The 25337-nt window shown below is 68.5% G+C and carries 22 protein-coding genes and 1 pseudogene; 12 read left to right on the forward strand and 11 right to left on the reverse strand.

Features of this window, described 5'->3' with window-relative positions; translation table 11 throughout:
• From ACFU6I_RS40185 to ACFU6I_RS40195, 3 genes are all read right to left on the reverse strand, one after another.
• Nucleotides 1-819, reverse strand: an 819-nt coding sequence (locus tag ACFU6I_RS40185) for an alpha/beta fold hydrolase (RefSeq protein WP_384376876.1), incomplete at its 3' end; no start/stop codon positions are given.
• Between the two features lie 81 nt (nucleotides 820-900).
• Nucleotides 901-1557: an alpha/beta hydrolase gene (locus ACFU6I_RS40190; RefSeq protein WP_384376879.1), complete on the reverse strand. Its 657-nt coding sequence runs from the start codon at nucleotides 1555-1557 to the stop codon at nucleotides 901-903.
• Nucleotides 1558-1820: 263 nt separating this feature from the next.
• Nucleotides 1821-2342, reverse strand: coding sequence for an SMI1/KNR4 family protein (locus ACFU6I_RS40195; RefSeq protein WP_384376882.1), 522 nt, complete (start codon nucleotides 2340-2342; stop codon nucleotides 1821-1823).
• Between the two features lie 247 nt (nucleotides 2343-2589).
• Between ACFU6I_RS40195 and ACFU6I_RS40200 the strand changes: the two genes are divergently transcribed.
• Nucleotides 2590-3345: a dienelactone hydrolase family protein gene (locus tag ACFU6I_RS40200; protein ID WP_384376885.1), complete on the forward strand. Its 756-nt coding sequence runs from the start codon at nucleotides 2590-2592 to the stop codon at nucleotides 3343-3345.
• A 483-nt stretch (nucleotides 3346-3828) separates the two neighbouring features.
• Nucleotides 3829-4359: a hypothetical protein gene (locus ACFU6I_RS40205; protein WP_384376888.1), complete on the forward strand. Its 531-nt coding sequence runs from the start codon at nucleotides 3829-3831 to the stop codon at nucleotides 4357-4359.
• Between the two features lie 46 nt (nucleotides 4360-4405).
• Here the strand turns inward: ACFU6I_RS40205 and ACFU6I_RS40210 are convergent, their stop codons facing one another.
• Nucleotides 4406-4864, reverse strand: coding sequence for an Lrp/AsnC family transcriptional regulator (locus ACFU6I_RS40210; protein ID WP_384045522.1), 459 nt, complete (start codon nucleotides 4862-4864; stop codon nucleotides 4406-4408).
• Between the two features lie 176 nt (nucleotides 4865-5040).
• Between ACFU6I_RS40210 and ACFU6I_RS40215 the strand changes: the two genes are divergently transcribed.
• Together ACFU6I_RS40215 and ACFU6I_RS40220 are read left to right on the forward strand one after the other, a co-directional pair.
• Complete coding sequence (locus ACFU6I_RS40215) at nucleotides 5041-5685, forward strand: AzlC family ABC transporter permease (RefSeq protein WP_384376930.1); 645 nt, start codon at nucleotides 5041-5043, stop codon at nucleotides 5683-5685.
• Nucleotides 5678-6007 carry a branched-chain amino acid transporter permease gene (locus ACFU6I_RS40220; protein WP_384376891.1) on the forward strand — a complete coding sequence of 110 codons (330 nt, stop codon included), beginning with the start codon at nucleotides 5678-5680 and terminating at the stop codon, nucleotides 6005-6007. Before ACFU6I_RS40215 ends, ACFU6I_RS40220 begins: the two co-directional genes overlap by 8 nt.
• Nucleotides 6008-6475: 468 nt before the next feature.
• Here the strand turns inward: ACFU6I_RS40220 and ACFU6I_RS40225 are convergent, their stop codons facing one another.
• A complete protein-coding gene (locus ACFU6I_RS40225) occupies nucleotides 6476-6748 on the reverse strand; it encodes a DUF6225 family protein (RefSeq protein WP_266989368.1) in 273 nt (90 codons plus the stop codon).
• 567 nt (nucleotides 6749-7315) lie between these two features.
• On the opposite strand from ACFU6I_RS40225, the gene ACFU6I_RS40230 reads away from it, so the two are divergent.
• Together ACFU6I_RS40230 and ACFU6I_RS40235 are read left to right on the forward strand one after the other, a co-directional pair.
• Nucleotides 7316-7837: a hypothetical protein gene (locus ACFU6I_RS40230; RefSeq protein ID WP_384376894.1), complete on the forward strand. Its 522-nt coding sequence runs from the start codon at nucleotides 7316-7318 to the stop codon at nucleotides 7835-7837.
• A gap of 397 nt (nucleotides 7838-8234) precedes the next feature.
• Nucleotides 8235-10445, forward strand: coding sequence for a HelD family protein (locus ACFU6I_RS40235; RefSeq protein ID WP_384376933.1), 2211 nt, complete (start codon nucleotides 8235-8237; stop codon nucleotides 10443-10445).
• A 240-nt stretch (nucleotides 10446-10685) separates the two neighbouring features.
• Here the strand turns inward: ACFU6I_RS40235 and ACFU6I_RS40240 are convergent, their stop codons facing one another.
• Nucleotides 10686-13235: a SpoIIE family protein phosphatase gene (locus tag ACFU6I_RS40240; protein ID WP_384376897.1), complete on the reverse strand. Its 2550-nt coding sequence runs from the start codon at nucleotides 13233-13235 to the stop codon at nucleotides 10686-10688.
• A gap of 581 nt (nucleotides 13236-13816) precedes the next feature.
• Here ACFU6I_RS40240 and ACFU6I_RS40245 point away from each other — a divergent pair.
• Nucleotides 13817-15913 (forward strand): SpoIIE family protein phosphatase, encoded by a 2097-nt coding sequence (locus ACFU6I_RS40245; protein ID WP_384376900.1) that lies wholly within the window; start codon nucleotides 13817-13819, stop codon nucleotides 15911-15913.
• A gap of 267 nt (nucleotides 15914-16180) precedes the next feature.
• Here the strand turns inward: ACFU6I_RS40245 and ACFU6I_RS40250 are convergent, their stop codons facing one another.
• From ACFU6I_RS40250 to ACFU6I_RS40265, 4 genes and pseudogenes are all read right to left on the reverse strand, one after another.
• Nucleotides 16181-17077 (reverse strand): RNA polymerase sigma-70 factor, encoded by an 897-nt coding sequence (locus ACFU6I_RS40250; protein WP_384376903.1) that lies wholly within the window; start codon nucleotides 17075-17077, stop codon nucleotides 16181-16183.
• Nucleotides 17078-17092: 15 nt separating this feature from the next.
• A pseudogene (locus ACFU6I_RS40255) lies at nucleotides 17093-17362 on the reverse strand (succinate dehydrogenase); the annotation flags it as partial.
• Nucleotides 17363-17437: 75 nt separating this feature from the next.
• Entirely contained in the window at nucleotides 17438-18169 is a 732-nt protein-coding gene (locus tag ACFU6I_RS40260; RefSeq protein WP_384376906.1) for an SDR family oxidoreductase, read from the reverse strand.
• A 285-nt stretch (nucleotides 18170-18454) separates the two neighbouring features.
• Nucleotides 18455-19651 carry an NAD(P)/FAD-dependent oxidoreductase gene (locus ACFU6I_RS40265; RefSeq protein ID WP_384376909.1) on the reverse strand — a complete coding sequence of 399 codons (1197 nt, stop codon included), beginning with the start codon at nucleotides 19649-19651 and terminating at the stop codon, nucleotides 18455-18457.
• Nucleotides 19652-19964: 313 nt separating this feature from the next.
• Here ACFU6I_RS40265 and ACFU6I_RS40270 point away from each other — a divergent pair, with 313 nt between their 5' ends.
• The 3 genes from ACFU6I_RS40270 (at nucleotide 19965) to ACFU6I_RS40280 (ending at nucleotide 21552) form a co-directional block, all read left to right on the forward strand.
• Nucleotides 19965-20198 carry a hypothetical protein gene (locus tag ACFU6I_RS40270; protein WP_384376912.1) on the forward strand — a complete coding sequence of 78 codons (234 nt, stop codon included), beginning with the start codon at nucleotides 19965-19967 and terminating at the stop codon, nucleotides 20196-20198.
• A 456-nt stretch (nucleotides 20199-20654) separates the two neighbouring features.
• Nucleotides 20655-20810, forward strand: coding sequence for a hypothetical protein (locus ACFU6I_RS40275; protein ID WP_384376915.1), 156 nt, complete (start codon nucleotides 20655-20657; stop codon nucleotides 20808-20810).
• A gap of 199 nt (nucleotides 20811-21009) precedes the next feature.
• Complete coding sequence (locus ACFU6I_RS40280) at nucleotides 21010-21552, forward strand: TIGR03086 family metal-binding protein (RefSeq protein ID WP_384376918.1); 543 nt, start codon at nucleotides 21010-21012, stop codon at nucleotides 21550-21552.
• Between the two features lie 66 nt (nucleotides 21553-21618).
• Here ACFU6I_RS40280 and ACFU6I_RS40285 read toward each other — a convergent pair whose 3' ends face one another.
• Nucleotides 21619-23952, reverse strand: a complete 2334-nt coding sequence (locus ACFU6I_RS40285) for a SpoIIE family protein phosphatase (protein WP_384376921.1) — start codon at nucleotides 23950-23952, stop codon at nucleotides 21619-21621.
• Between the two features lie 475 nt (nucleotides 23953-24427).
• On the opposite strand from ACFU6I_RS40285, the gene ACFU6I_RS40290 reads away from it, so the two are divergent.
• Both ACFU6I_RS40290 and ACFU6I_RS40295 read left to right on the forward strand, forming a co-directional pair.
• The gene (locus ACFU6I_RS40290) at nucleotides 24428-24871 is read left to right on the forward strand and encodes an SRPBCC domain-containing protein (protein WP_384376924.1); all 444 of its coding nucleotides are present in this window, start codon (nucleotides 24428-24430) and stop codon (nucleotides 24869-24871) included.
• A complete protein-coding gene (locus tag ACFU6I_RS40295) occupies nucleotides 24868-25218 on the forward strand; it encodes an ArsR/SmtB family transcription factor (protein ID WP_384376927.1) in 351 nt (116 codons plus the stop codon). The genes ACFU6I_RS40290 and ACFU6I_RS40295 overlap by 4 nt, the downstream gene beginning before the upstream one ends.
• Nucleotides 25219-25337 lie beyond the last annotated feature (119 nt).

Consider the following 25337-nt stretch of genomic DNA (forward strand, 5'->3'; position numbering starts at 1 on the left):
GGTGGTCGCCACGAACCGGTCGGCGTCGTCGAGCCACGGATAGTGCCCGGCTCCGGCCTGAACGACGAGCTCGGCGTTCGGAAACAGACCGGCGAACTCGGCCATCGTGCGGGGAGGGGCACCCGGATCGACCTCTCCGGCGAGCAGGAGCACCGGCGAAGCGAACCGGGCGAGCGCGGCGCGGGTGGCGTCCGGGTCGAAAGCGCCCTCGGCACCGAAGGCAGCCACGACCTCCATGTTCATCTGCTCGTCCCCAGCAGCCTGATGGGCCCGAGCCACCTCGTCCCAACGGCCATAGGAGAACGGCGCTATGGCCTTCCAGGCGTCGCTGGTGGGCTTGCCCGCCACTATCGCCTCCAAGGCCGCGAACGCCGCCGGGAACCACGGCTCGTCCCGGCGGAGCTGCGCCGTCTCGCGCCGAAGGTCGCCTGTGATCGTGAAGTCGACGGCCCGGACGCTCGGCGTGATCAGCGCCAGCTTGCTGACGCGCTCCGGATGGCGGCCGCCGTACAGTGCTGCCAGATTCGCGCCTGCGCAGTGTGCGAGCAGGTCCATCTGGTCCAGGCCGAGGTGCTCGCGCAGGGCTTCCAGGTCGTCGACGAGTCGGTCGCAGCGGCAGGAGGCGATGTCCTCCGGCATCTCCGACCGGCCGGTTCCCCGGAGATCCAGCCTGATCAGTTGCCGGTGCGTGGAAAGGCCACCGAGGTCGCCCAGGTATACGGAGTCCGTCGGTCCTCCGGGCAAACAGACCACGGGATGTCCGTCGCCGAAAACGTGGTACGCAAGCTTGGTTCCGTCGAATGCGGAGAAGGCAGGCATGGCAAAGATCCTTTCAGTGGTGTTTCGGGGAGAAGCGCCGCAGCGGTACGCCGGCTTGATCCACGCGGGTCAGTGGTGTGCCTACGGGGCGTCGAGGTCTCGGACGAGATGACGTGCGAAGAAGCGCTGTGAGCTCTCCGGGCCGAACGCGGGGATGCCCGCGTGGCGGCCCGGGTTGGTGTGCAGCGTCTTCTCACGGGAAGCGAAGGCGTCGAAGAATGCGAGGCCAACGTCGCGCGGCACCGGCTCGTCGTCCCACTGCAGCAGAGACTTGACCGGGACGGTGACCTGTGCCGCCGCCTCGGCCAGGGTTTCGTGGCCCGCGCAGCCGAAGTCGGTGGCAGTGATCCTCGGTTCGGCTGCGGCCGAGGGCACGCCGATCTCGCTGCCCAGTGACACGCCCCAGAACCCCACCCGTCCGCTTGCGCCGACGTGGTCAAGGTCTTGAAGGGCGTCCGGGGTGGACTGCCACTTCGGAACGGCACGCGCTGCCGGCGAGGTGTTGTGCCGGGTGACGAGTGGGCCGATGGGCTCGCCGGCGGACATCCGTTCCTTGCTGCCTGCCGCGAACTGTCCGTCCTGCTCGATTCTTTGGCGGTTGCCGTGTCCGGGCGCGTCGATGGCCGCCACCGCGAAGCTGCAGCGAGTCACGGGTGGCCGGAGCAGACCTGAGATGCCGTCATGGGTGAACGGACGTTCCGAGACGCCGTTCGAGGTCGTCTCCGAGGTGACGTACATGGGTTCGTGGCCTTTCGGGATGCCTACGGGCGCTCCCAGGGCCACCTATGTCAGATGAACCGCACAGCCGCGGGGGAGGAGAGCACCCAGCCTGATACAGCGTTAATGGGTCTCACCTCCTCGGTCGGTCATGTGCACGGCGACGTTATCAGGCCTGGGGCCGGGGGGAACAGACCAGGAGTGGAGCCGGTCGCCGCCGCACCCTGACCCGGCGCTGAGCAAGACGTTCAAGGGCTGTCCCGTAATCCCTGGCGGAGCGGCCCTTAGGGCAGGAACTCGTAGAACGGGCCGTCAGGCGCGAAGTTGCGAGAACACAACGTCACGTCCCTGCCCTTGAGATAAGCCAGCAACCACTCACTGAACGTCATCTCGTAGAGAGTCCAGGCCGGACTGTCGAACTCCTGGACCACGACGCGCCAGGGTGACGAAGGGGCGCCGGGAATTCGAAGGAAAACCGCCTCGCCCGTCGTGGCCGACGCCACCGGTATCAGTTCCCCGGGGTTCGCCCCCACCGGACTCGGCAAGAACTCCGCCATGTCCTCCTCGCGCCAGAGCTCGAGATCGCCCCTGATATTTTCTCTCAGACTGTGCAGAAGATGGCAGGCGGGGTGCTTCAGATACAACTGTCCGTTGATCTCGATCGAACCGTAGGCGTCCACGATCTCACGGAAATCCGCAGGAAATTCGATACCGAGTTCCCGCTCCAGTTCGATCCACGGTGCCGGATCCGACCAGTTGAACCGAGGTTCGCCCAACAGGGCTGTTATTTCGGGAAGCGTTGCCACCACTGGATTCCTTCCAGCACGTCGAGCCGATGCCGGTCTTGGAGTTGACCGCAGTACAGGAGACAGTCTCCTCGATCCCTTGGGGTCCGTACATGGTCATCCCCACCTGAACGGCAGCAGTTCCCCGTCGGAGACGACCGGCGGCTGACGGGTGCCGGCTGCCGCATCCATGTGGTGTCCGATAATGAGCACGAGTCACCCGTAGCAACACCCCTACTGAGTCAAGACAGAAAGAGGAGAAGCGCCGATGACTGCCGTGCACGGAACAGCGGTGAATATTCCCACCCCGGATGGCTCGGCCGACGCATACCTGGCTCATCCCGACGATGGCAGTCCCCATGCCGCTGTCCTGCTCTACATGGACGCCTTCGGGCTGCGCCCGCACCTGAAGGAGATGGCTGACCGCCTTGCCGGGGCCGGCTACACCGTGCTGGTCCCCAATGTCTTCTACCGTCATGGCCGCGCCCCGGTGGTGGAGCTTCCCGACTTCATCGACCCTGTCCAGCGCCCCGACATCTTCCAGCACATCGTCCCCATCATGCGGTCACTCACCCCCGAACTGGCGATGCGTGACGCCGACGCCTACCTGCGCTGGTTGGCTGCTTGCCCACAGGCCACCGACGGCCCGGTCGGCGTCACCGGCTACTGCATGGGTGCAGGCCTGGCCCTGCGTACCGCAGGCACCTACCCGGACCGCGTCGCCGCCATCGCCGGCTTCCACGGCGGGCAACTGGCCCCCGACACCCCCGACAGCCCGCACCTGCTCGCCGACCGCATCACCGCCGAGGCGTACTTCGGACACGCCGATCAGGACCAGGCAATGCCCCCCGAGCAGATCGACCGCCTCGAGAAGGCACTCACGGCAGCCGGTGTCCGCCACCAGGGTGAGGTCTACCGAGGCGCGCACCACGGTTACACCCAGGCCGACACCGCCGCCTACAACCCCGATGCAGCCGAACGTCACTGGACGGCACTTCTGGACCTTCTCGCCCGTACGCTCTGACGGACCCCGGCTCCCGTCGTCCGGTCCCGATGGGAGTTCCCGCAACCGTTGCTGCTGTCGGCGCCTGCAGAACCAGTCGAGGCGGGATATCGACCTGCGGTCGGCACGGCTGCACCGTCCGGTTCTCGGCTGCTCGTGGGCGTGCTCGAGCGTCATCCGCGCCTCCACTCCGCTCCCGCGGATCGTCACCGGGGCGTCGGGCGGCCCATCCACCACGGAAGCCACAAGCGGCAGAATTCTGATGCCGCACCCGGTGCCCCGGGGCGGGGCAACCACATGAAGGGCTTGCCGCGTCCCGTCGACAACGCAGGGGACGTTGAGCAAGCAGTTCACCGGCATCTCCACCACTGCTGGAGGAGGCACGACCACTCGGCCACGAGGCAGCAACGAGGTAGCAACGGATGAGCGACGGCGCCGCCGTCCCTCGAAGCGGGCCGCGTACGATCCGGGACATCGGGGCGCGCCCCCGGGGGAGGGGGGCTCATGCGGCGGGCGTTTTCGTGGCCGGTGTCCCGGCGCTTCGTCGGCACCGTTGCGGTCGGTGCGACCCTCATAGCGACCTCGGGGTGCACGGTGCCCGTCGATGCCGTCACCGGGATCTCCGTGACCGTCGACGGTCATCTGGTCGGCGTCATGATGATCTGTGGGCACCATATCGACGGCGCGACGCTCTACGTGGACAGCACCGATGCCAAAAGCCAGACGAAGGTGGGTTCATGGACCGCTGACCGTCCTCTCACCGCCGGGCTCGTCACCTGGCCCCTGGACGCCCCCGCCGCCGGCTGGACCGCGACCAAGCCCCTGGCCCCACTCACGGCCGGGACCACGTATGCCCTCTACGGCTGGACCAAAGACAACTCCTGGTCATCGGCAAGCGTCTCCTTCACCCTGACCGACCGGGACCGGCTCACCCCGGGCGAGGTCCACTACGACGATCTCTCGGCCGACGGCGGTGGTTCCCCCACCGCCGTCCCCACAGCGGACTTCGCAGCCACGGCGTGTCGGGACACGTAGCCACAGTCCGAGCAGGGCGCCTCCCGGCTGATGCCGATGGCTGCTGTCAGGGGCTGGTCTTGATCTTCTTCATGGTCAGGTGAGATTCGAGGCGGAGGACGCAGGGCAGGCCGCTGAGCTTGCCGGTGAGGAAGGCCTCGTAGGCGGCGTGGTCGGCAACGGCGACTCGGATGAAGTAGTCGGGGCGGCCGAACATGCGACGGAACTCGATGACTTCCTCGTAGGACGCCACGGTGTCCTCGAACTCCTCAAAGGTCTTGCGGTCGGTGGCACTGACCTCGACGTCGATGAGGACTTCCAGCCCGCGGTCGAGGGCTTCGGGGTCGATGACGGCCCGGTATCCGGTGATGACACCGAGCTCCTCCAGCCGCTTGACCCGGCGCAGGCACGGCGGCGGGGTCAGACCGACTCGTTTGGCCAGTTCGACATTGGTCAGCCGCCCGTCCTGACTCAGATGAAACAAGATTTCACTGTCGATGCGATCGACATGCACTTCATTGCTCATAAGTGGATCGTAGAGCCATTGTCAGCAACCATATAAGGCGGATTTTGTCCTAAAGTTTCCGCATGGGAATACTTCCATCCGTTGCCGTTGATCCTTCTCGGCCTCCCGCCGCGTCCCAGACCCCCGCTCAGCTCCCGACGCCTGCGGCTCCGGCCGCGTTCAAGGACTCCACCTCCGTGGGCCTGGGGCTGGTGCCGCTCGGCCTCGCCTTCGGGGTACTCGTCACCCAGTCCGGCCTGGCCTGGTGGTGGGCGAGCGCATTCACCGCCCTCATCTACGCCGGATCGTTCGAGTTCCTGCTCGTCGGCCTGGTCGCCGCCGTCGCACCGCTCGGGACAGTCGCCCTGACCGCCTTCCTGGTGAACATCCGGCACGTCTTCTACACGTTGTCCTTCCCCCTGCACCGCGTGAGCGGGCGCCTCGCGAAGGCCTACAGCACCTTCGCCCTGACCGACGAGGCCTACGCCCTGACCACCAGCGAGCAGGCCCGCTCCTGGCCCGGCCGCCGCATCCTGTGGCTCCAGCTGTACATGCACCTGTACTGGGTCGGCGGCGCCACCGCCGGAGGACTGCTCGGCTCGCTCATCCCCGACAGCGTCACCGGCCTGGAGTTCGCTCTCACCGCCCTGTTCACCGTCCTGGCTCTCGATGCGATCAGGGACCGGCGCGATGACCTGCCCACTCCCGTCCTCGCGCTGCTCAGCGCACTTGTCGCCCGTCTTCTCCTCCCCGGCCAAATGATGCTGACCGCCTTCGTCCTGTTCACCGCTGCTCTTCTGGCCCGGCACCTCACCGCCCGCACGAGGACCCGCCATGCCTGACACGCCCTATCTGATCGCCGCAGTCGCGATTTCCGCCGCCGTCACCTGGGCCTTGCGCGCCCTGCCCTTCGCGGTCCTGGCCCCCCTGCGCGCCAGCAGCACCGTCCAGTACCTCAGCACCCGCATGCCGGCCGGCGTCATGGTGATCCTGCTCGCCTACTGCCTGCGCGACCTCCATCCGACGGAAGTACGCGCCATCGCCCCGCCGGCGGCCCTGGCCGTCACCATCGGCCTGCACCTGTGGCGACGCAACGCCCTGCTGAGCATCCTGGGTGGCACCACGGTCCACGTGGTCCTCGCCAGCACTCTCTTCGCACACTGACCGGGCCCTCCCACCCGCGTCCACCAGCAGGGCAGCAGGCCCGAGTCGGCGATCACCGGACCGCCCCCTCGGCCGGACATCGTGGCAGCGGTGCCGGTGGGGGGCGTCGTTCCTCCCCGGTGGCGCCCGGATCGCGCCGGGCGCAGGCTGCCGGGCAGGTCAGGAATGTGGAAGGAGTAGAGCTGCCCGGCCCGGCCGTGCGGTTGTTCCACGCATCGCTGCGTAGGCGGCGCCATGCCCTGTTGTGCGTTGAAATGAGGGAGCCAGTGACGAGGCGCCGCCCACGGTGCGGTGGATCATGGGATAGCTCGTGGAGGAGCTCACAGGGTCCGGATCTCTTCGGTGGCCGCGTGGGCAATGGTCCGCGGTGAACGCTCAGGTCCACGGGGGACTGCTCCTGCGGTGCGGGCGCGGCCGGCGAGTACTGCAGCGGTAACTGACTGTCCGGTGGACCTGAGCGTGACCGGTTCAGTCGAGAAGGTCGTACCTGTCCGGCTCCCAGTCGGCGAACAGGGTCAGCGCCTTCTCCGTCTCGGTGCGTTCTGGAGTGGTCGCGGTGGCCGGCCACCAGTTCTCCACCTGATGGGCGTCCACGAGGACGAAGCCGCGGTACCCGTCGAAGTCGCCGGGGTCGCTTGCCACACCGATATGGATGGGTGCGTCATCGGGCAGATCTTTGAGGGCGTCGCGCAACTGTGCGGCGTTCCAGATTTGGGGGGTGTGCTCGAAGGTGTCGGCCATACGCACAGGTTGCCGGAGAGGGTTGTCCAACTGGGGGAGACACGACCGCTTGGAGGGCGAATGCGCTGATCCGGTGCAAGGGTAGGGCAAAGAACGGACCACCCGCCGGGAGACAGGATGAGGGGGCGTCGGCCAAAAATGTGCCATCAGCCGCAAACCGCCCCGCACGGGCAGGGAAGATCCAATTCCGGACGTCACACAAGGTCATCACGCCGCAGTGCCGGTCCATCGTGAGGACTTCGTCGCCGCTGGGACAGTCGCACGGTTCGTCCGACTGGAGTTGGGCAGGTTCCGGATCTCCGCCGGGTATCTCCGGAGGAAACAGACGAGATGCTCCGACGGCGACCTGCCACCATGGCCATGGGCATCTCCGGTGCCGGCCATGCCGGTTGAGGCGTCTGGTCACCCAGCCGTCGGAATCGCCCCACGAAGCACTGACCGGAACCGCTCTCTGGTGGACACATGGCCCCAGCAGTTCCGCGGAGGGGCGTCGTCATGTCCGACAGGGGGCTCAGCCGACCCCCGAACCGCTGGTCACAAGGGCCGACCGGCGTCGAGAATGTCGCCATGACCGACAGCCGCGACGACGCCGACCGCATATTCATCCGCAGCAAATGGGGCACCAGCCGATACGTCTACAACCCGCACAACCCCGTCGGCCGCGCCCTCATCATCGGCTCGCTGCTGTTCGCCGTCGGCGGGATGTACCTCCTCTATCATCCGGGCCTTCTCAGCGGCTCCAACGACTGGGACGGGGACGAACTGCGGTCCGCCGTGACAGCGGCGACCGCCGAGCTGTCGAGCGAGGCGCAGTTCGGGCCCGGGACCATCAACTACGAGGACATCCTGCAGGCCCGCATCGCGGAGAAGGGCCACAGTTCCCAGGACGCGCTGACTGTTACGCTCGCCTCGGATCCGCCGGATTCCGACGTGCTCAACGGGGGCGCGGAACAGGCCGACTACACCGTCACCGCCGACGGCACGGACACCGCCTTCTGCCTCGAGGTCTACGCCATGAGGCGCAAGCAGGCGATGGGCTACGACTTCGTCACCACCTCCATCGGCGATGGTGCGTGCCCTGCCTCCTGATACCTGTTTGTCCGCTCGGACGCGGGCCGGGCTCCGGTGCCCGTCCCGTCTCTCCTCCGAGCCGCCATCGGGGCGGGCGGCGCAGTCGGTGACCTCGGGGGAGGCCTCGTCCGGCGGCGGCCCGGGAGGAGCCCTGCGGCACGGGCGGCGCCGCGGACAGGGATTCGCGCACGGTACAGACGTGCCTCCGACCCGGGCGCAGCCGCGTCTGTCGTGACCTCGTTCCCAGGCCGTGGTCCCCGAGCGCAGGAAATCCCCGTTCCGCAATTGCGGAACGGGGATTTCCCCACGTATATTGAGTGATTCTGTGTATCCAACAGAAAAGACCCCTTACCGGGGCCACTGAGAACACCATATCCGGCAAGGAGTGACTTTGTCAACTCACGAAAACGTCGAATTGCAGAAGGAGCAGGAATTCATCGACCGGCTCTACAACCGTGTCGACACGCTGCGCGGGGTCACCGCGCAGCGTGTCGAGGATGCGTTGACCCCGGTGGGGAACGGCCTGCAGGCCCGTCTCGAACGCGATGTGCTCCTCGCCGAGCGTTCCGGTCTGCTCGCAGCCCTGAATGCGGTGGACGGCTCGCTGTGCTTCGGCCGCATAGACCTCCGCGACGGTGCCGCGCACCATATCGGCCGTATCGGAATTCGTGAGGACGACACCGAACACACGCCTCTGCTCATCGACTGGCGGGCACCTGTCGCCCGGCCCTTCTATCTCGCCACCGGGTATACGCCCATGGGGCTGCGCCGACGCAGGCACATCACCACCGAGGGCCGCACGGTGACCGAACTGCACGACGAGATCCTCGATCTCGGGGACCGCGAACGCAGCGGATTCGAGGACCCGAGCGGTGACACCGTGCTGCTCGCCGCGCTCAGCTCCGCCCGCACCGGCCGCATGGGCGACATCGTGCGGACCATCCAGGCGGAACAGGACCGCATCATCCGTGCTCCGCACCGTGGTGTCCTCGTCGTCGAGGGCGGCCCCGGCACGGGCAAGACCGCGGTCGCGCTGCACCGTGCGGCCTTCCTGCTGTACGAGCACCGTGAGCTTCTGGCCAAGCGCGCGGTCCTGGTCGTGGGCCCCAATCCGGCTTTCCTGCGCTACATCGGCGAGGTGCTGCCCGCCCTCGGTGAGACCGGGGTCATGCTGGCCACGCAGGCCGAGCTCTTCCCCGGTGTCCACGCCCGCGGAACCGATACCCCCCGTGCGGCCGCCGTCAAGGGCGGCGCGGGGATGGCCGAGGCGCTCGCCCGCGCCGTACGCGACCGGCAGGGGCTGCCCGAGCCCGGCGCGCCGGTGGTCATCCCGCACGACGACGGGGACCTCGTCCTGGACTGGGAGATCGCCTACGAGGCCCGGCAGTCGGCCCGCGAGACCCGTCTGCCGCACAACCTCGCCCGTCCGTACTTCGCGTTCCACGTCATCGACGCCCTCACCGCGCAGCTCGTCGAACGCATCGGCGCGGACCCGTACGGCGGCCCGAACTTCCTCGGTGCGGACGACATCGCCCAGCTCGGCAAGAGCGTCGCCGCGAGCGAGGAGGTGCACGCCGCCGTCGGAGAGCTGTGGCCGGCGCTCACCCCCGAGGAGTTCCTGGCCGGCTATCTGGCCGAGCCGGTGCACGTACCGGATGAGGACGCCGAGGCCATCCGGCGCGTTCCCGGTGACGGGGAGTGGACCCCGGCCGATGTGCCGCTTCTCGACGAGGCGGCCGAGCTGCTCGGGACCGACGACAGTGCCGAGCGGGCCGCAGCCGAGGCCGAGCGCCAGGGGCGGGTCGCTTATGCACAGGGCGTCCTGGAGCTGTCCCGGGGTTCGGAGACATACGAGTTCGAGGACGAGGAGTCCGAGCGCCTGGCCGCCCACGACATCATCGATGCCGAGCGGATGGCCGAGCGGCAGGAGGAGGCCGATCACAGGAGTGCGGCCGAGCGAGCCGCCGCCGACCGGACCTGGGCGTTCGGGCACATCATCGTCGACGAGGCGCAGGAACTGTCGCCGATGGCGTGGCGGCTGCTGATGCGCCGGTCACCGACCCGCTCGCTGACCCTGGTCGGTGATCCGGCGCAGACCTCCGAGGAGGCGGGCGTCGGCTCGTGGGAGAGGATCCTGGAGCCGTACGTCGGCGGCCGTTTCGAGCATGTGAGGCTGGGGGTCAACTACCGTACGCCTGCGGAGATCATGGAGCTGGCCGCCAGGGTTGTACGGGCCCAGGACCCCTCGTTCGAGCCGCCCGCGTCGGTGCGGTCCACCGGCGGGACGCCGTGGACGAGGGACGCCGGTGCGGATCTGGCGGGCGCGGTGGCCCGGGCCGTCGCGGAGCTGACGCCCGAGGAGGGGCGCCTCGCGGTGATCGCACCGCGAGCCCTGCACGAGGAGATCGCGGCCCCGCTCGACGGGGTCACGGCCGGCGCCGAACCCGACCTCACCCGTCCCGTGGTGCTGCTCGGCCCGCGTGAGGCCAAGGGGCTCGAATTCGACCATGTCCTGGTCGTGGAGCCGGGGCGGTTCGGGACCAGTGACCTGTACGTGGCGCTGACCCGTGCGACGCAGCGCCTGGGCATCGTCCACAGGGAAGAACTGCCCGAGTCGTTGCGCTGACCGCTGCGGCGGCGGGTGCACGAGGGGCGGTTCGACCCCGACGGAGGGTGTCGGTGAAAAGTGGCCCGAGGGCCCATCGGCTGACCCGGAAGCAGCGCGGGAGCGGTACGACTCCGGTATGCGGGCGTTGCGAGAGGTGATCAGGGCCGACGTGCGCGCCGTGCACGTCGGCCTGGGAATCGTCATCCGTCTCACCGCCTGGCACGCGGTCGAACACCACTCCCAGGACGAATCGCACGGTCAGAGCGGTTCACCGACGGCAGGGGATTCCGGCAGGGCCTGCTCCACCCAGATGGTCTTGCCGGTGGGCGTGTAGCGCGTGCCCCACTGCTGTGCGATCTGGGCGACGATGAACAGGCCGCGGCCGCTCTCGTCGTCGGCGGCGGCGTGGCGCAGATGGGGTGAGGTGTGTCCGGTGTCGGCCACCTCGCAGATGAGGGTCTGGTCGCGGATGAGCCGGACGTGGATCGGCCCGGCGGCGTAGCGGATGGCGTTGGTGACCAGCTCACTGACGATGAGTTCGGTGGTGAACGACAGTTCGTCGAGTCCCCACTCTCCGAGTTGCCCCATGGTCATGGCGCGGGCCTTGCCGACCATCGCGGGTTCCGCGGTCAGTTCCCACACCGCCACCTGGTGCTCGCCGAGCATCCGTGTGCGTACGAGGAGCAGGACCGCGTCATCGTTCGCCGGCCCCGGCACCAGGGTCGCGACTGCGCGGTCACAGAGCTCTTCCAGGGAACGCTGGTGCTGGACAAGGGTTTCGGCGAGCAGGCCGAGGCCGACGTCGAGGTCGTCGGCGGCCGCCTGGACGAGGCCGTCCGTGAAAAGGGCGACGAGGCTGCCCTGCGGCAGCTGGAATTCCGTGGTCTCGTAGGGCAGACCCCCCAGCCCCAGCGGAGGGCCAGCCGGGAGCTCCGGGTAGGTGGTGACCCCGCTGTCCGGCCGGACGACCGCAGCCAGCGAATGGCCGGCACGCGCCATGCTGCACTGTCCTGACACCGGGTCGTACACCGCGTACAGGCACGTCAATCCCAGGGCTGCCTCCTCCCCGGGCCGCGCGCCGCCCGCACCATGAACGGCCGCTCTCTCCTCGGCGGTCTGCCCGGCCAGGTCGTCCAGGCGTGACAGGAGCTCGTCCGGGGCGAGGTCGAGGCGGGCGAGGACACGTACACCGGTACGCAGGCGCCCCATGGTGGCGGCGGCGAGCAGTCCATAGCCGGTGACCTCCCCGACGACCAGGCCGACACGGGCTCCCGACAGGGGGATGACGTCGAACCAGTCGCCGCCCACCCCGGACCGGCTGTCGGCGGGCACATAGCGGCTCGCCATCTCGACGGCGGTCCGCTGCGGCAGCCGGTGAGGCAGCATGCTGCGTTGCAGCCTGAGGGCCGCGGTGTGCTCGCGCGTGACGATGAGCATCAGCACGACACCGAGCAGCAGGGCTCCGAGGCCCATGACGGTCACCCCGCCCGTCCGTCCGATGAACGGCAGGTCGATGGAGGTCTCACCGTAGCCGGGGTCGGCGTAGACGTCGAAGGCGGCGTAGCAGAAGAGGAAGAGCATCATCAGCCCGCCCAGGCCCGGCAACAGCCCCTTGCACAGGAAGTCTCCGGGGCTGCGGGTGAGCACGCTGCGGAAGTACCAGACACAGGCGAAGCCGGTGAGGCCGTAGTAGAACGCGATCGCGAGGCCGACCGACTCGACGGAGTCGGCAAGGACGTTGCGGCTGACCGCCGTCAGGAGGACGTAGAAGCCGATGGATGCCAGGCCCAAGCTGATCGTCGACCAGGTCGGGGTGAGAAATCTGCGGTGCAGGCGGGCGAACCGGGAGGGCACGGCCTTGTGCGCGGCCATGGAGAAGACGGTGCGGGCCATCGGGAGGATGGTGGTCTGGGTGGAGGCCACCGCGGAGGTCAGCACCATGAGGATCAGCAGTTTGGCGAGCAGGGGCCCCAGGCCGTTGCTGCCGAAGACGGCGTTGCCCAGGCCCGAGAGCACGTCGCCCGCGTTGGCCCTGTTGCCCAGCCCGATTCCGGTGGAGCCGACCCCGGCGAAGGCCTGCGCCGAGGTGGTGACCAGGACGTAGAGGATCAGCAGCAGCACAACGGAGATGAGGGCGGCGCGCCCCGGGATGCGCGTGCTGTCCGCGGTCTCCTCGTTGACCGTGACGGCGGTGTCCCAGCCCCAGTAGATGAAGACGGCGGCGAGGATACCCGTGGTCAGCGCTTCGACCGATGGCACGTGGAGGGGGTTGAACCAGGACGCTGAGACATGGATCGCCATCTCGGGGTTACCGGTGTAGACCTTGACCAGGGCGGTGACGGCGAACAGCACCAGTACGGCCACCTCGAAGAACAGGAGCCAGCGCTGAAGGGCAGCCGAGATCTCGATGCCGATGTAGCAGATCGTGGTCATCACGCTGATCCAGACGACGCCCGCGATCGTGGTCCACACCCTGTTTTCCGTGAGTGAGTCGTAGCCCAGGAGCCGGAAGCCGTAGATGCCGGCGATCTCGGCGAGGTTCGCCATGACGATGATGTCGGCGACAATGATGCCCCAGCCGCCCATCCAGCCGGTGCGCGGGCCGAAGGCACGGGTCGCCCAGGTGAAGGTGGTCCCGCAGTCGGCGTTGCTCGCGTTGAGTTCCTTGTACGCGTATGCGATCAGCAGCATCGGGATGAAGGCCAGGATCGTGATGATCGGGGCCTGGAGGCCGACCCCCGCCACGATGAGGCCGAGCGTGGCCGCGATGCTGTACGCCGGGGCGGTGGACGCCACGCCGATAGCCACGGAGGAGGACAGTCCCAGGGCACCGGATTTGAGCCCTTTCCTGCCTGCGCCCGGGCCGAGCGCCAGAGGCGCGTCGGACGCCGCAGGCCTACGGGAGAGCTTCACACCGGATGCCAACCTCCTCATTTGCCTTCCGCCCACCATTTTCGCCGCAGGTGGTGGTGCCTGCCACGGGAAACCGGCTGGATGACGTACACGGCTGTCAGCAGGACCGATGGGAGCGGACCGACGGGTGTGCCGTCCGGCGGGACGGTGGCCATACCGTTGCCCGGACCGCCACGCCGGACACGCGGCCGCGACGACCGGCAGGGCTGCGGTGGCCGGGTACGGAGTCGGCCGACGACACGTTCCCGATTCAGCTCGATCCGCGCGACCAGGAAGAACCCCGTCACGGGCAGCAACAGGCCGGATATCGCCTGCTGTCCGTCAGACAAGCCCTCTCCGGTCTGCCAACCGTCCTGCGCTGGGATGACGACGGGGCCGGAGGGAGTATGGGGGTATCCGGAGCAGCAAGGAGACCGGCGCAACCGAGGGCCGGCAGGAGACCCCGCGTCGGTTGGCAGGCGGAGGGAGTGCCTTGCATGAACAGCGTCGAATCCTTCCGGGCCGACATCAGCCGGGTGCGCCCCGGGCGTTCACGCCCGGCTGGGCTGCTGGATCTGCTGACTGTCGCCGCGGTGGTGCTGGACGCCGACGGGCGGATCGCTTTCTGGAGCCCGCAGGCCGAGGAGCTGTTCGGCTATACCGCCCAGGAGGCTCTTGGCCAGTACGCGGCACGCCTGATGATCCACGAGGAGCACCTGGATCTGGTGATCAAGCTGTTTGCCGAGGTGATGGACACGGGCCGGAGCTGGGCCGGTGCTTTCCCCATCCGGAACAAGGACGGCAGTACCCGGCTGGTCGAGTTCCGCAACATGCGGCTGCTGGACGACCTCGGCGACGTATACGCCTTGAGCATCGCGGCCGACCACACCACCCTCCAGCAGGTCGAAACCGAGCTCGCGCTCTCCGAGCGGCTGGTCTCGCAGTCCCCCATCGGGCTCAAGGTCATGGACACCGATCTGCGGTACGTGACCGTCAACCCGGCTCTGGCCCACATCAACGGCCTGCCCGCCGCCGACCACATCGGCCGGAACGTCCATGAAGCCCTGCCCTTCCTGGACACCAAGGCCATCGAGTCCGTCATGCGTCAGGTCCTGGCAACCGGTATCCCCGTCCTGGACCGGTACGTCGTCGGACGCACTCCCGCCGAACCCGAGACCGAGCACGCGTGGTCCACCTCGTATTTCCGGCTGGAGGACCGCGTCGGGCGGGTGCTCGGTGTGGCTGCCTCGGTGGTGGACATCACCGAGCGGCACCGTGCGGCCACTGAGGCCGCACGGGCTCGCCGACGCCTTGCCCTCATCGCCAACGCCTCCGCTCGCGTCGGCACCACCCTGGAGGTGGACCAGACCGCCCGGGAGCTGGCCGAGGCCACGGTGCCGGACCTCGCCGACGTGGTCGCGGTGGACGTGCTCGACTCCGTCCTGGCCCTGCGCCGCTCGACAGCGCCCGCGACCGGCCCGGAACTCTTCCGTGCCCTCGCCGTCGAAGCCGCCTATCCCACCGAGGTCGTCCGCGCCACCGACAGGCCCGGAGACCTTGCCACCTATGGTGCCGACCGCCTGATCACGCAGTGCGTACACACTGGTCGACCGGTGCTGGTGCCGCACGCAACCGATCAGGATCTGCCCCGTATCGCCCGCGACCCGGCTGCCGCCGCCCTTCTGTCCCAGGCCGGCGTCCACTCGTATCTCGCGGTCCCCCTGATCGCCCGCGGCGAAGTCCTGGGGGCCGTGGACTTCATACGTGCTCGCAATCCGCTGCCCTTCGACGAGGACGACGCCACCCTGGCCGGTGAGCTCGCCGGCCGCGCGGCGGTGTGCATCGACAATGCGCGTTGGTTCCAGAGCGTGCGCAACATCGCGGTCACCCTCCAACGCAGCCTGCTCCCGGATCACCCTCCGCACCACGCGGGCCTGGAGGTCGCCTCCCGCTATGAACCCGCAGGAGCTGCCAGTGAGGTCGGCGGGGATTGGTTCGACGTCATCTCCCTGGACGGCGACAAGACCGCCTTGGTGGTGGGTGACGTGATGGGCAGCGGCATAGACGCCGCCGCGACCATGGGCCGACTGCGCACCGCGACGTGCACGCTGGCCGATCTGGACCTCGACCCGGCACAGGTGCTCCGACAGCTCGACAAGACCACCGCACGCCTGGAGCACTACATCGCCACCTGCGTCTACGCCGTCTACGACCCTCGCCGCGCGGAGTGCCACATCGCCACAGCAGGACACATGCCTCCGGTCCTCGTACGCACAGGCCATCCACCGGAACTGGTCGACCTGCCCACCGGCGTCCCCCTCGGCGTCGGCGGCGTCCCCTTCGAAGCCGGCACCGTCCGATTGGGGCACGGAGATCTGCTCGTCCTCTATACCGACGGACTGGTCGAAACCCGTGAACGCCCCATCGACGAGCGCCTGAAGAGACTGCTCCAGCTGCTGGAAGGCCCCCAGTGCCCCTTGGAGGAGACATGCGACCGGCTCCTCGGTGCACTGCGCGACCCGGAGCACCACGACGACGTGGCTCTGCTCGTCGCGCGTCCTCGGGCATGGTCGGTTGCGCGTCCCCCGTGTTGAATCACCCGGCGATCGGATCTCATACGACGCCGGCCATCCTGCAGGGCATCGCCCGGCAGCGGAATCGTGCATCCGGTGACTGCCACCTGTGCAGGTCGGCCATGGCCCACTCGGCCCGCAGCTACCGCTGCGCGAGCGGCCCCCAAGTCCGCACGGTGGCCGTCCCGTCGTTCCGCAGGTTTTGACAACTGCTCAACGACGGGCAGCGGACGATCACGGTCCGTACCGAGGACACGGTCACCTCGTACGCGGTGCGGTATTGAATGCTCAGGCGGCCATGGCAGTGAGTTTCGACGGGTTCATCATCCACAGCACTCGGTCGATACCGTCTGCGGTCACGCTCACCGTGACAACGGCGAACACGCTCCCGTCACGGTACAGGCGCACCGCAGCCCGGCCGTTGGTCTCGACCGGCTCCACCGAGACACCGGACCAGAAGGTCTCGGCGAACGCGTGGATATATTTCGCCACTCGGTGAGGGCCCACGACGGGGAACTTCGACGCCCGAACGGCGCCCCCGCCGTCCGAATACGAGACGACGTCCTTCGCGAACAGCTCCTCCAATGCGGTCACATTCCCTGTCTGTGCGGCCGCCACGAATGCGGTCAGGAACCGCTGGTGCTCGGGGGCCGCGACACTTGCACGTGTCTCCGCGGCCAGATGCTTTCGCGCCCGGCTCACCAGCTGGCGCACGTTCTCATGCGTCTGACCGATGATTTCCGCGATCTGCTCATACGGGTAGTCGAACGCCTCCCGAAGCACGTACGCCGCCCGTTGCGTGGGAGTGAGTTTCTCCAGCAGCATCAGCACCGCGACCTCCAGAGCCTCCCCGCGCTCCGCGCCCAGTGCCGGGTCACTGCTGGTGTCGACCGGCTCCGGCAGCCAAGGGCCGACATAGGTCTCACGGCGGACCCTCGCGGATTGCAGGACGTTGATCGCGATCCTTGTCGTGGTCGTCGCGAGAAACGCCTGCGCGTTCTGCACCGTGGACCGGTCGTAGGTCTGCCAGCGGATCCAGACCTCCTGGAGGATGTCTTCTGCGTCGCTGACGCTGCCCAGCATTCGGTAGGCAATCCCGAACATGCGACCGCGGGCACCGCGGAACACCGCCTCCGCTTCCTGAAGGTTCTCGGCGTCTTCCGCTGGATCTTGCTTCGACGGCATTGTTCGAAACCCTTGCTACTCGACGAGTTTGCCGATGGTCGAGACCTTACGCATGAACGCCGCGATGCCGTCGGGGACCGGCGGGATGGCCTCCCGTTCCACCGGCCCCGGACCGGACCACACCAGGTTGACCTGCAGCGATGGGTCGAACTCCGGGTGGTCGGACCGGTTGTGGCAGCCGCGGGCCTCGCGACGCTCGAGTACGGCCCCGATCGTCGCGCGCGCCGCTGACTTCACGTCGATGTCGTGGGCGATGTCCTGGAAGCCCGCGATGCCCGGGTGCACGTCGGCGTCGGGCGGGACGTGGTGGCGTCGTCGGACGGGAGGGCAGCACGGCCGAGCACCGGGGGCGCGGCTGGTTCAGGAGAGCCAGTCGGCATAGTGGGTGGGGGCGATGCGGGCGTCGTTCCGAGCGGTGAGGACATCGCCGTGGACCGCCGCGAACATGCCGGCGGTGTCGTCGGTGACCACGGAGCGTCCGTCGCCCTTGGCGGTGAGGGTGAGCCTGCCGAGTTCGTCGAGGGGATAGACGTCGGGGCCTGCGATGTGAAGTACGCCGTTGAGCGGGGTGCCGTCGGCGACTTCGGCGACGACGCGGGCGACATCCGCGGCGGCGATCGGCTGGAGTGGCGTACGCGGCAGGCGGACGGTCTCGCCTTCGCTGGTCTCGGACATGACCGCGTCGATGAACTCCATGAACTGCGTGGCGCGGACGATGGAGTACGGGAGAGGGCCGGCCTTGAGGATGTCTTCCTGGAGCACCTTCGCCCGGTAGTAGTCCAGGTCGGGCACCTGATCCACGCCGACGATGGAGAGGATGACGAAGTGCCCGACGCGGCCCTTCTCACTCGCGGCGAGGAGGTTGTCCATCGACGTCCGGAAGAAGGCAGGCGAGGCGTCGTCGAAGGTCGGGGAATTCGTCAGGTTGATGACGGTGTCGGCGCCCGCCACGGCATCATCCAGGCCCTGGCCGGTGATGATGTCGACGCCTGTGGACAGGGAATGCGGGACGGCCTGGTGGCCGGCCGTGTTCAGGTTCCTCACGACCAGCGAACCGATCAGCCCGGTTCCGCCGATGACTGCGAACTTCATTGCATGGTCCTTTCGTCGATGACGATGTCCGATATATGCCTTGGTGGCGCCAACTTCACCCAGGCCGCGCGGCCGGTGCAACCGCACGGCTTCTCGCCCGCCCTTCTCGTCGAGCAGCCCCGGCCGCCTCGCGCGCGGGGTGCATTCAATGCGGCGAGAGGTGGGCGGCTACGTCCTGACTCGGTCGCCCGCGTCGATCACGGTGCTCGACGTCGTCGAAGCAGTTGACCTGCCTGGCCCCCATGAGGCGTAGCCGGCGCGCTGGATGCGCGGCCGCCCGCGCTGTCAGAGGTTGGAGAAGCGGCCTGCCTGGGCGAGGATCTGCTCGGGGTCGTCGACCGGTGGGTAGATCCACAGCGTATTGATGTTCCGCTTGAGGGCCTTGGCGTCCTTGCCGGTCATCACGACCGTGCGGTCCCAGCCCTGTGTGACGACGGCGCCGGCCGGACCGAGATCCAGGCAGGTGCTGTAGGGATCGGGGGTGAAGGGCAGCGGATCCGTTCCCAGGAGGTCGGCGACCACGTTGTGTCCGGCGAATTTCCCCATCGGCTGGGCGTGCTGGCAGCTCTGCGTCGTGCAGTGCCCTTCCTCCGCGAGGGCGACGGCGGTGTCACCGGCCGCGTAGACGTCAGGGACTCCCGTCACTCGCAGATAGGCGTCCACGCTCAGCCGTCCCAGCCGGTCGCGTTCTCCTGGGATCTGCGCCGTCAGAGAACTGGCGACCATTCCGGCCGTCCACACGACGGTGGCTGTGGAGATCACCTCTCCGTCCGAGAGGGTGACGTGCTCGGGGGCGGCCGATGCCACGGTGCGTCCCAGGCGTCGCTCTATCTTCAGCTCGTCGACCGCACCGTCGATGTGCGGGCGGGGTCCGGGGCCAAGCTCCGGTCCGATGACGTCGGCGCGGTCGACCAGGACGACCCGCACCTCCTCGTCCGCGCCGTGCGCGTGGGCGATCGCCCACAGCCGTTCGCCCAGACCGGTGGCTATCTCCAGGCCGGTGAAGCCGGCGCCCACCACGACGGCCGTGTATCGGCCCGGGGACGGCGCCCGCCGGGGCAGCCGCCGCAGGTGATGGTCGAACGCGGCCGCCGCGGCCAGGGTGTCGATGTCGAAGACGTTCTGTGCGCCCGGGAAGTCGGGGCGCACCAGCCGGCTGCCGGCGGCCAGCACGAGCTTGTCGTACGACAGGGTCAGCTTCTCGCCAGCTCGCCCGACGGCCCGCACAGTACGGGCCCCGGTGTCGATACCGGTCACAGTAGCCGTGACCCGGCGCACGCCGATGGGTCCGAGAACACGGTCCAGAGGCACCCGCTTGCTCTCCGGGTCCTCTTCGTAGAGACGGGGACGCACGACCAGATCGTCACCACCGCTGACCAGAGTCACCCGCACCTCCTCACCTGCCTCACGCGTGGCTCGCACGGCTCCTGCCGCGCTCCACACGCCGGCGAATCCTCCACCGATGACAAGGATGTCCTTCATTCGTCCTCCTGTGCCGTGTTGACGTTTACGCAGCATTGACAGGACAGCTGGGCGGAGCGTGACAGGAAGGAGAGTGTGACGTGCGTCTCCGAGTGGGCGGTCAGAACTGTGGCGGTGCCGTGCAGGGGTCCCACTCGCGCAGGTGCAGTGCCATGGCCGGCAGGAGACGGTGCGGTGCCGTCGTACGTGAACCGCGTCCAGGCGAGTGATCGCGCAGGCCCATGCCGCTGGTCGCCTTGCGTTGGGGTGAGGCCGGGCACAGCCTCGTAACGTCCAGGAGAGATGCCCGACACAGCGCGAGGAGCAATCGGCCATGGCGGTATGTGAAGTCTGCAGCAATGACTACGAGAAGGCATTCGAGGTGCGTGCGGCGGGGGTTGTCCACATCTTCGACAGCCTTGAGTGCGCCGCCCAACGGTTCGCTCCCTCCTGCGAGAACTGTCAATGTCGGATCCTGGGGCATGGCCTCCAGTCGAACGGCCAGTTCTACTGCTGCGCCCACTGCGCACGCCAGAAAGGCCACGCACAACTGGTTGACCACGCTTGAGCCAATACCGGATTCCTGCCTGGAGCAGGTTGCCTCGGTGTTCGGTTGCCGTGGCCCATCGTGCCGACACACCGATCCGCCGGCACGACGGGACGGCACCGCCCCGGGCCGGCCTGCCACCCGTCCAGGCCCTCGCCGGAAGTCGTCCCACGCTGCGCGCGATGCCGCCGGCCAGATCCGTGAAGGCCGGTAGTCGGGAGGCGAACCCCTCGGGTACGGGTGTCTCTCGCCTGCCCACAGTGACCGTGGTCAGCCGTTCGGACGCTGCGCAGCCCGGAAACCGCGAGCCACCGGCCGGATACGCCCTTCACAGCCCTTAGCTCGCGGGCTACTGCATCCAGCTGTCGGCGCCGGGGTCGCCGCCCTCCGCGCGTACGGCGAGCCGCTCGACATCGCCGCCGCGTACTGAAGGCGCCCAACACCCACGACGGCCTCACCGGCTGGTGGACCAACGATGTGAACCGCAGGGACGAGGTCCTGTTCTTCAACTTCCCCGGCGTTCCCGAGTCCTTCCGGCTCCGCCGCGAGAAGGCCGACGAGGACAGTGCCGTCCGGGTGAACACCGGCGCTTTCCCTCCGTACTGGGCCGGCACCGCCATCACCTGGCACTGACCACGGGCCCCGACGGCGTCGGTACCCGCGTGGCCTCCTCGCATTCCGGCTTCACGAAGGGCGAATCCGAGCTGCCGATGATCAGTGACGCCTGGGGTCAGCTGACGACCCGACTCAACGACTCCGTCGAGACCGGCAAGCCCACTCCCTACTTCACCGTCCGACCTGCCCGCACGAGACCAAGGACGAGGAGCCCGCCATGGATGCCCCACTCAACGAACTCGCCACCGCCTTTGCCGGTGCGGCCCGCGCCGTACACCCCGATCAGCTCGAAAAACGCACCCCCTGCGAGAAGTTCACCGTTGCCGAGCTTCTCGGGCACCTTGCCGGAGTGCTGGTCGGCTCCGAGCGCGCCGCCCGCAAGCAGCCGCAGATTCCCGGGACCACGGCCGTCGAGCCCGCGGCCGTCGCCGATCTCGCCCTCAAGGCAGCCGCGGCCTGGGCCGAACCCGCCGCGTACGAAGGCATGACCTCCTTCGGCCCCGGCGAGATGCCCGCTCGGTTCGCTGCCGCGATCACTCTCCAGGAACTCGCTCTGCACGGCTGGGACCTGAGCCGAGCGATCGGCCGCACCTTCACCGTCAGCGAGGAGACCGCTGAGGTCACCTTGAGTGTCGTCGAGCAACTGGCCGAACAGGCCCGCGCCAATGGTTCGTACGGCCCGGCCATCGAAGTGTCGGCCGAAGGTCCCGCCTTCGACCGCGCCCTCGCGGCCAGTGGCCGCAACCCCGAGTGGGCGTAAAACCGCACGCCCTGCGCCCTCCCCGGTGAAGACGATGGTGGACCTGTTCCCTCGGTTCATCGGCCTTCAAGCGGGCGAGCGGTTCTGTTCGGTCCAGATGGTCTTGCCGTTCTGGCCGTAGCGGGTGCCCCAGTGGTGGGCGAGTTGGGAAACGATGAACAGACCTCGACCGTTTTCGTCCACGACCCGGGCGTGCCGCAGATGGGGTGCGGAGTCGCCGCCGTCCGTCATCTCGCAGGTGAGTGTGCGCTCCAGGATGAGGCGTAGTTGCAGGGGAGGGGATCCGTAGCGCACGGCATTGGTGGCCAGTTCACTGACGATCAGCTCCGCGGTGAAGGTCGTTTCCTCGTCCACGTTCCATTGGTCGAGTTGGCGCCGGACAAGTGCCCGGGCCTCGCCGGCGGCTGTCGCGTCGGGGGTGAGTTGCCAGGTGGCCACGTGGCCGGAGGCGATGTCGGAGGTCCGTGCCAGGAGAAGGGCGGCGTCGCCTCGTGGGCGCTCGTTCCCCAATGCGTAGACGACGTCGTCGCACAGGGACTGCAAGGAGCGGTCGGATCGGCCCAGGACGCTCCGGAGCAGGCCGGGATCCGTCTCCGCCTCCGCCTCCGGGAGCAGGGCTGACGTGTAGAAGGCGAGGGTGCTGCCCTCGGCGAGTTCGAGGCTCGCGGAAGCCCTGGGCATGTTCTGGGTGCATCCCAGCGGGGGGCCTGCCGGGACGTCGCAGACGTGGGTCGTGTCGTCGGGATGGACGACGATCGGTGCGGGGTGACCCGCACGGGCGATGGTGCAGATGCGGGTGAGGGGGTCGTAGACCCCGTAGACGCAACCTGCCGTGAGCCTCTCTTTGTGGAGCGGGTCGGCGGTTGGGAGAGCCGCGCGTTCCTCGGCGAGACGTTCGGTCGTGTCGTGCAGTCGGGCGAGGAGTTCGTCGGGTTCCAGGTCGAGTGCGGCCAGCGCGTGGATGGCGGTGCGCAGTTGCCCCATGGTGGTGGCGGCGGAGATTCCGTCTCCGGACGTATGGCCGGTGACCAGAGCGGTGCGGGCGCCAGGAAGGGCGATGGTGTCGAACCAGCTCGCGCCCCGGTCTGCCGGGAGGTGGAGCCACGCTGTGTCGAGGGCTGTTTGCGGAGAGGGGCTCTGGGGCAGGAGTCGCCGCTGGGTGGTGGCGGCGATGGTCCGCTCGCGGGTGAAGCGGCGGGCATTGTCGACGCACAGCGCGGTGTGGGCGGCCAGTTCGAGGGCGAGGCCGACGTCGTCCTCGCCGAAGGGTTCGGTCTGCCCGCAGCGGTACAGGCTCATCAGCCCCAGCACGGTGCCGCGGAGCGTCAACGGTGCCGTGATGAGCGAATGTGCTCCCGCCGCGCGGATGGCCTCGGCCCGTGCCGGGTCCGCAGCCGACCACGCACTCTCGGCAGTCAGTTCCAGGAGCCGGGGGCGCAGGTCGGACAGGGTCCGTCCGAAGGGTGTCCCGTACGGAACGGTGCGTACATCGCCGAGCGGATGCACGGGCTCCGCGGCACGGCTGCGGAAGGCGGCACGCCGTAGGGGCACATCCCGGCTGAGCGGACCGAGTGGGGGGTCCTCGCCCCGTACGACTTCGTCCACCACCTCGACCACGAGGATGTCGGCGTACCGGGGCACCAGGACATCCGCTGCCTCCTGGCAGGTGTCGACCACATCGAGGGTTCGCCCGACGTATTCGCGGACATCGGCGAGGACAGAGGCGTGTGCGTGCACCCGCTCCCGGGCGGTGACATCGACGGTGAAGATCGCAAGCCCGAGGACCGTACCCTGGTCGTTCCGAAGTCGGAAGACGGATACGGAGAACACTCTTCCCCCGCCGTGATCAGCATCAAAACGAAGGCGCACCAGGCGGTCGAGCGCCGGCAGGCCTTGCTCCAGTACTCGGCGGGTCACGGCTTCCTCGGCCGCAGGGTCCGCAAAGGGGTACGCCTCCGCGAGTGGCCGGCCCAGTATGCTTTCGGCCGTTACTCCGTGCATGGCCAGTGTGGCCGTATTGATGCGCACGACCCGGAGCTCGGGGTCGAGGATGTGCAAGCCGATGGGTGACTGGTCGAAGAGGGCCTCGATCCCACCGGCGCTGATGCTGCTCGCGCTGGTCCCGCCCGCGGGTTCCGTCGGCTGTCGCCCGATTTCCCAGGCCACAGCGCCGTCTCTCAGGGTTGGCCGCACTCGCAACTCACACGCTGCCGTGCGGCCGTCCCGGCTGCTCAGCCGTACCTCTTCCGCGCCGGTACTGCCCTTGGTGACCGTGAAGAGTTCCGTCGCCGGAGAGCCCAGTACCTGGGAGGCAGGCAGGTCCAGCAGGGACTCGGCCTCGTGGCTCCACTCCATGATCACGCCGGAACCATCGATGATCATGAGTGCGTCGCCTCTCACGGCCAAGGCACCTCCGTCGTCATCGGGGCAATCACCCGTCCTCGCGACAGGTGACCGCCCCGACTCTCGGTGATCCCGCAGCTGAGGCGCTGATCCCCATCTGCTGTTCTCAGTGTGCCGCGATGCGCTCGACGCGGCGATGTCGAGCCGCACCGGGGCACGACAGTCGCTGAGCCCGGACCGGTAATGGATCGCTGACGTTGCGTGACCCGAGGACGGACGGCTCGGAGGTGCCCTGGCGCTGCCGTGGCGAGCGGGGCCGTGTCGGCCGGTGCCGCCTCGGCCTGCCCGCCGCAGGGCGTCCGCGGGCGACGGGCGGCGTGCGCGGAGTCCGGGCCGCCTCGCGCGGTGACCATGTGAAGACGTACGGGCGGGCAAGGTGGCCCGCGTCCGAGGCGCAACTCTTGGGTTGCGCGTGGGGGCTCGACGTGCAACTCTGGAGTTGCATCCAATCGTGACAGTGAAGGAGTCCCTCATGAGCGAGGACCGGATCGAACGCGAAACCCTGATCGAGGCACCCGTGGAGCGGGTCTGGTCGCTGGTGGCCGACCCCGGGTTCTGGGTGGCCGACAAGGCGAGCCTGCCCGGCGTCGCGGCCAAAGAAGGCGAGTCGGTGGTGGCGAAGAATGCCGAGTACGGCGACTTCCCGGTGCGCGTGGAGAAGGTCGAGCCGCCGACGTACGTCGCGTACCGCTGGGCCAGCGCGTTCCCCGGAGAAGAGCTGCACGAGGACAACAGCACCCTCGTGGAGTTCACGTTGACCCCGGAAGGCGACAAGACGCGGCTCCGTGTCGTCGAGAGCGGGTTCGCGGCGCTGGCCGGGTCCGAGGAACTGCGCAGCAAGGCGGTGAAGGACAACACCGGCGGCTGGCCCCAGGTGTTCGAAGCGCTCAAGAAGCGCGCCGAACAGTCCGCGTGACGGACGAACGTCGCGGCGGCGGCGAGTCGGTCGACAGCGTTCTCGTCGCGCTGGCTGACCCGACGCGACGTCAGCTGCTTGATCTGCTCGCCGCACAGGGCGAGACCACCGCGACGAAGCTCGCCGAACGAGTGCCCGTCTCGCGGCAGGCGGTGGTCAAGCACCTCGCCGTCCTGGACGCCGCCGGGCTGGTCTCCGGCCGCCGTGTCGGACGCGAGGTGAGGTACGCGGTGCAGCCCGCGGCGCTGGACGCCACGGCGCGGTGGATGGCCGCGCTCGCGGCCGACTGGGATCGGCGGCTGGCGGACATCAAGCGCATCGCCGAGGCAGCGGAGCGGGATTCCTAGGGCGTGTGTCGGAAGTCCCGCCTGCCCCGCGACGTCTGGCACGCACGCTCGCTGCGTTGTCGGGGTCGTCCAAGTACGTCCAGTACGAGGACGACCCTCCGCCTTGCGATCGCACGCAC

This window comes from Streptomyces sp. NPDC057486 (genome assembly GCF_042802415.1).
GTDB lineage: Bacteria > Actinomycetota > Actinomycetes > Streptomycetales > Streptomycetaceae > Streptomyces > Streptomyces yanii.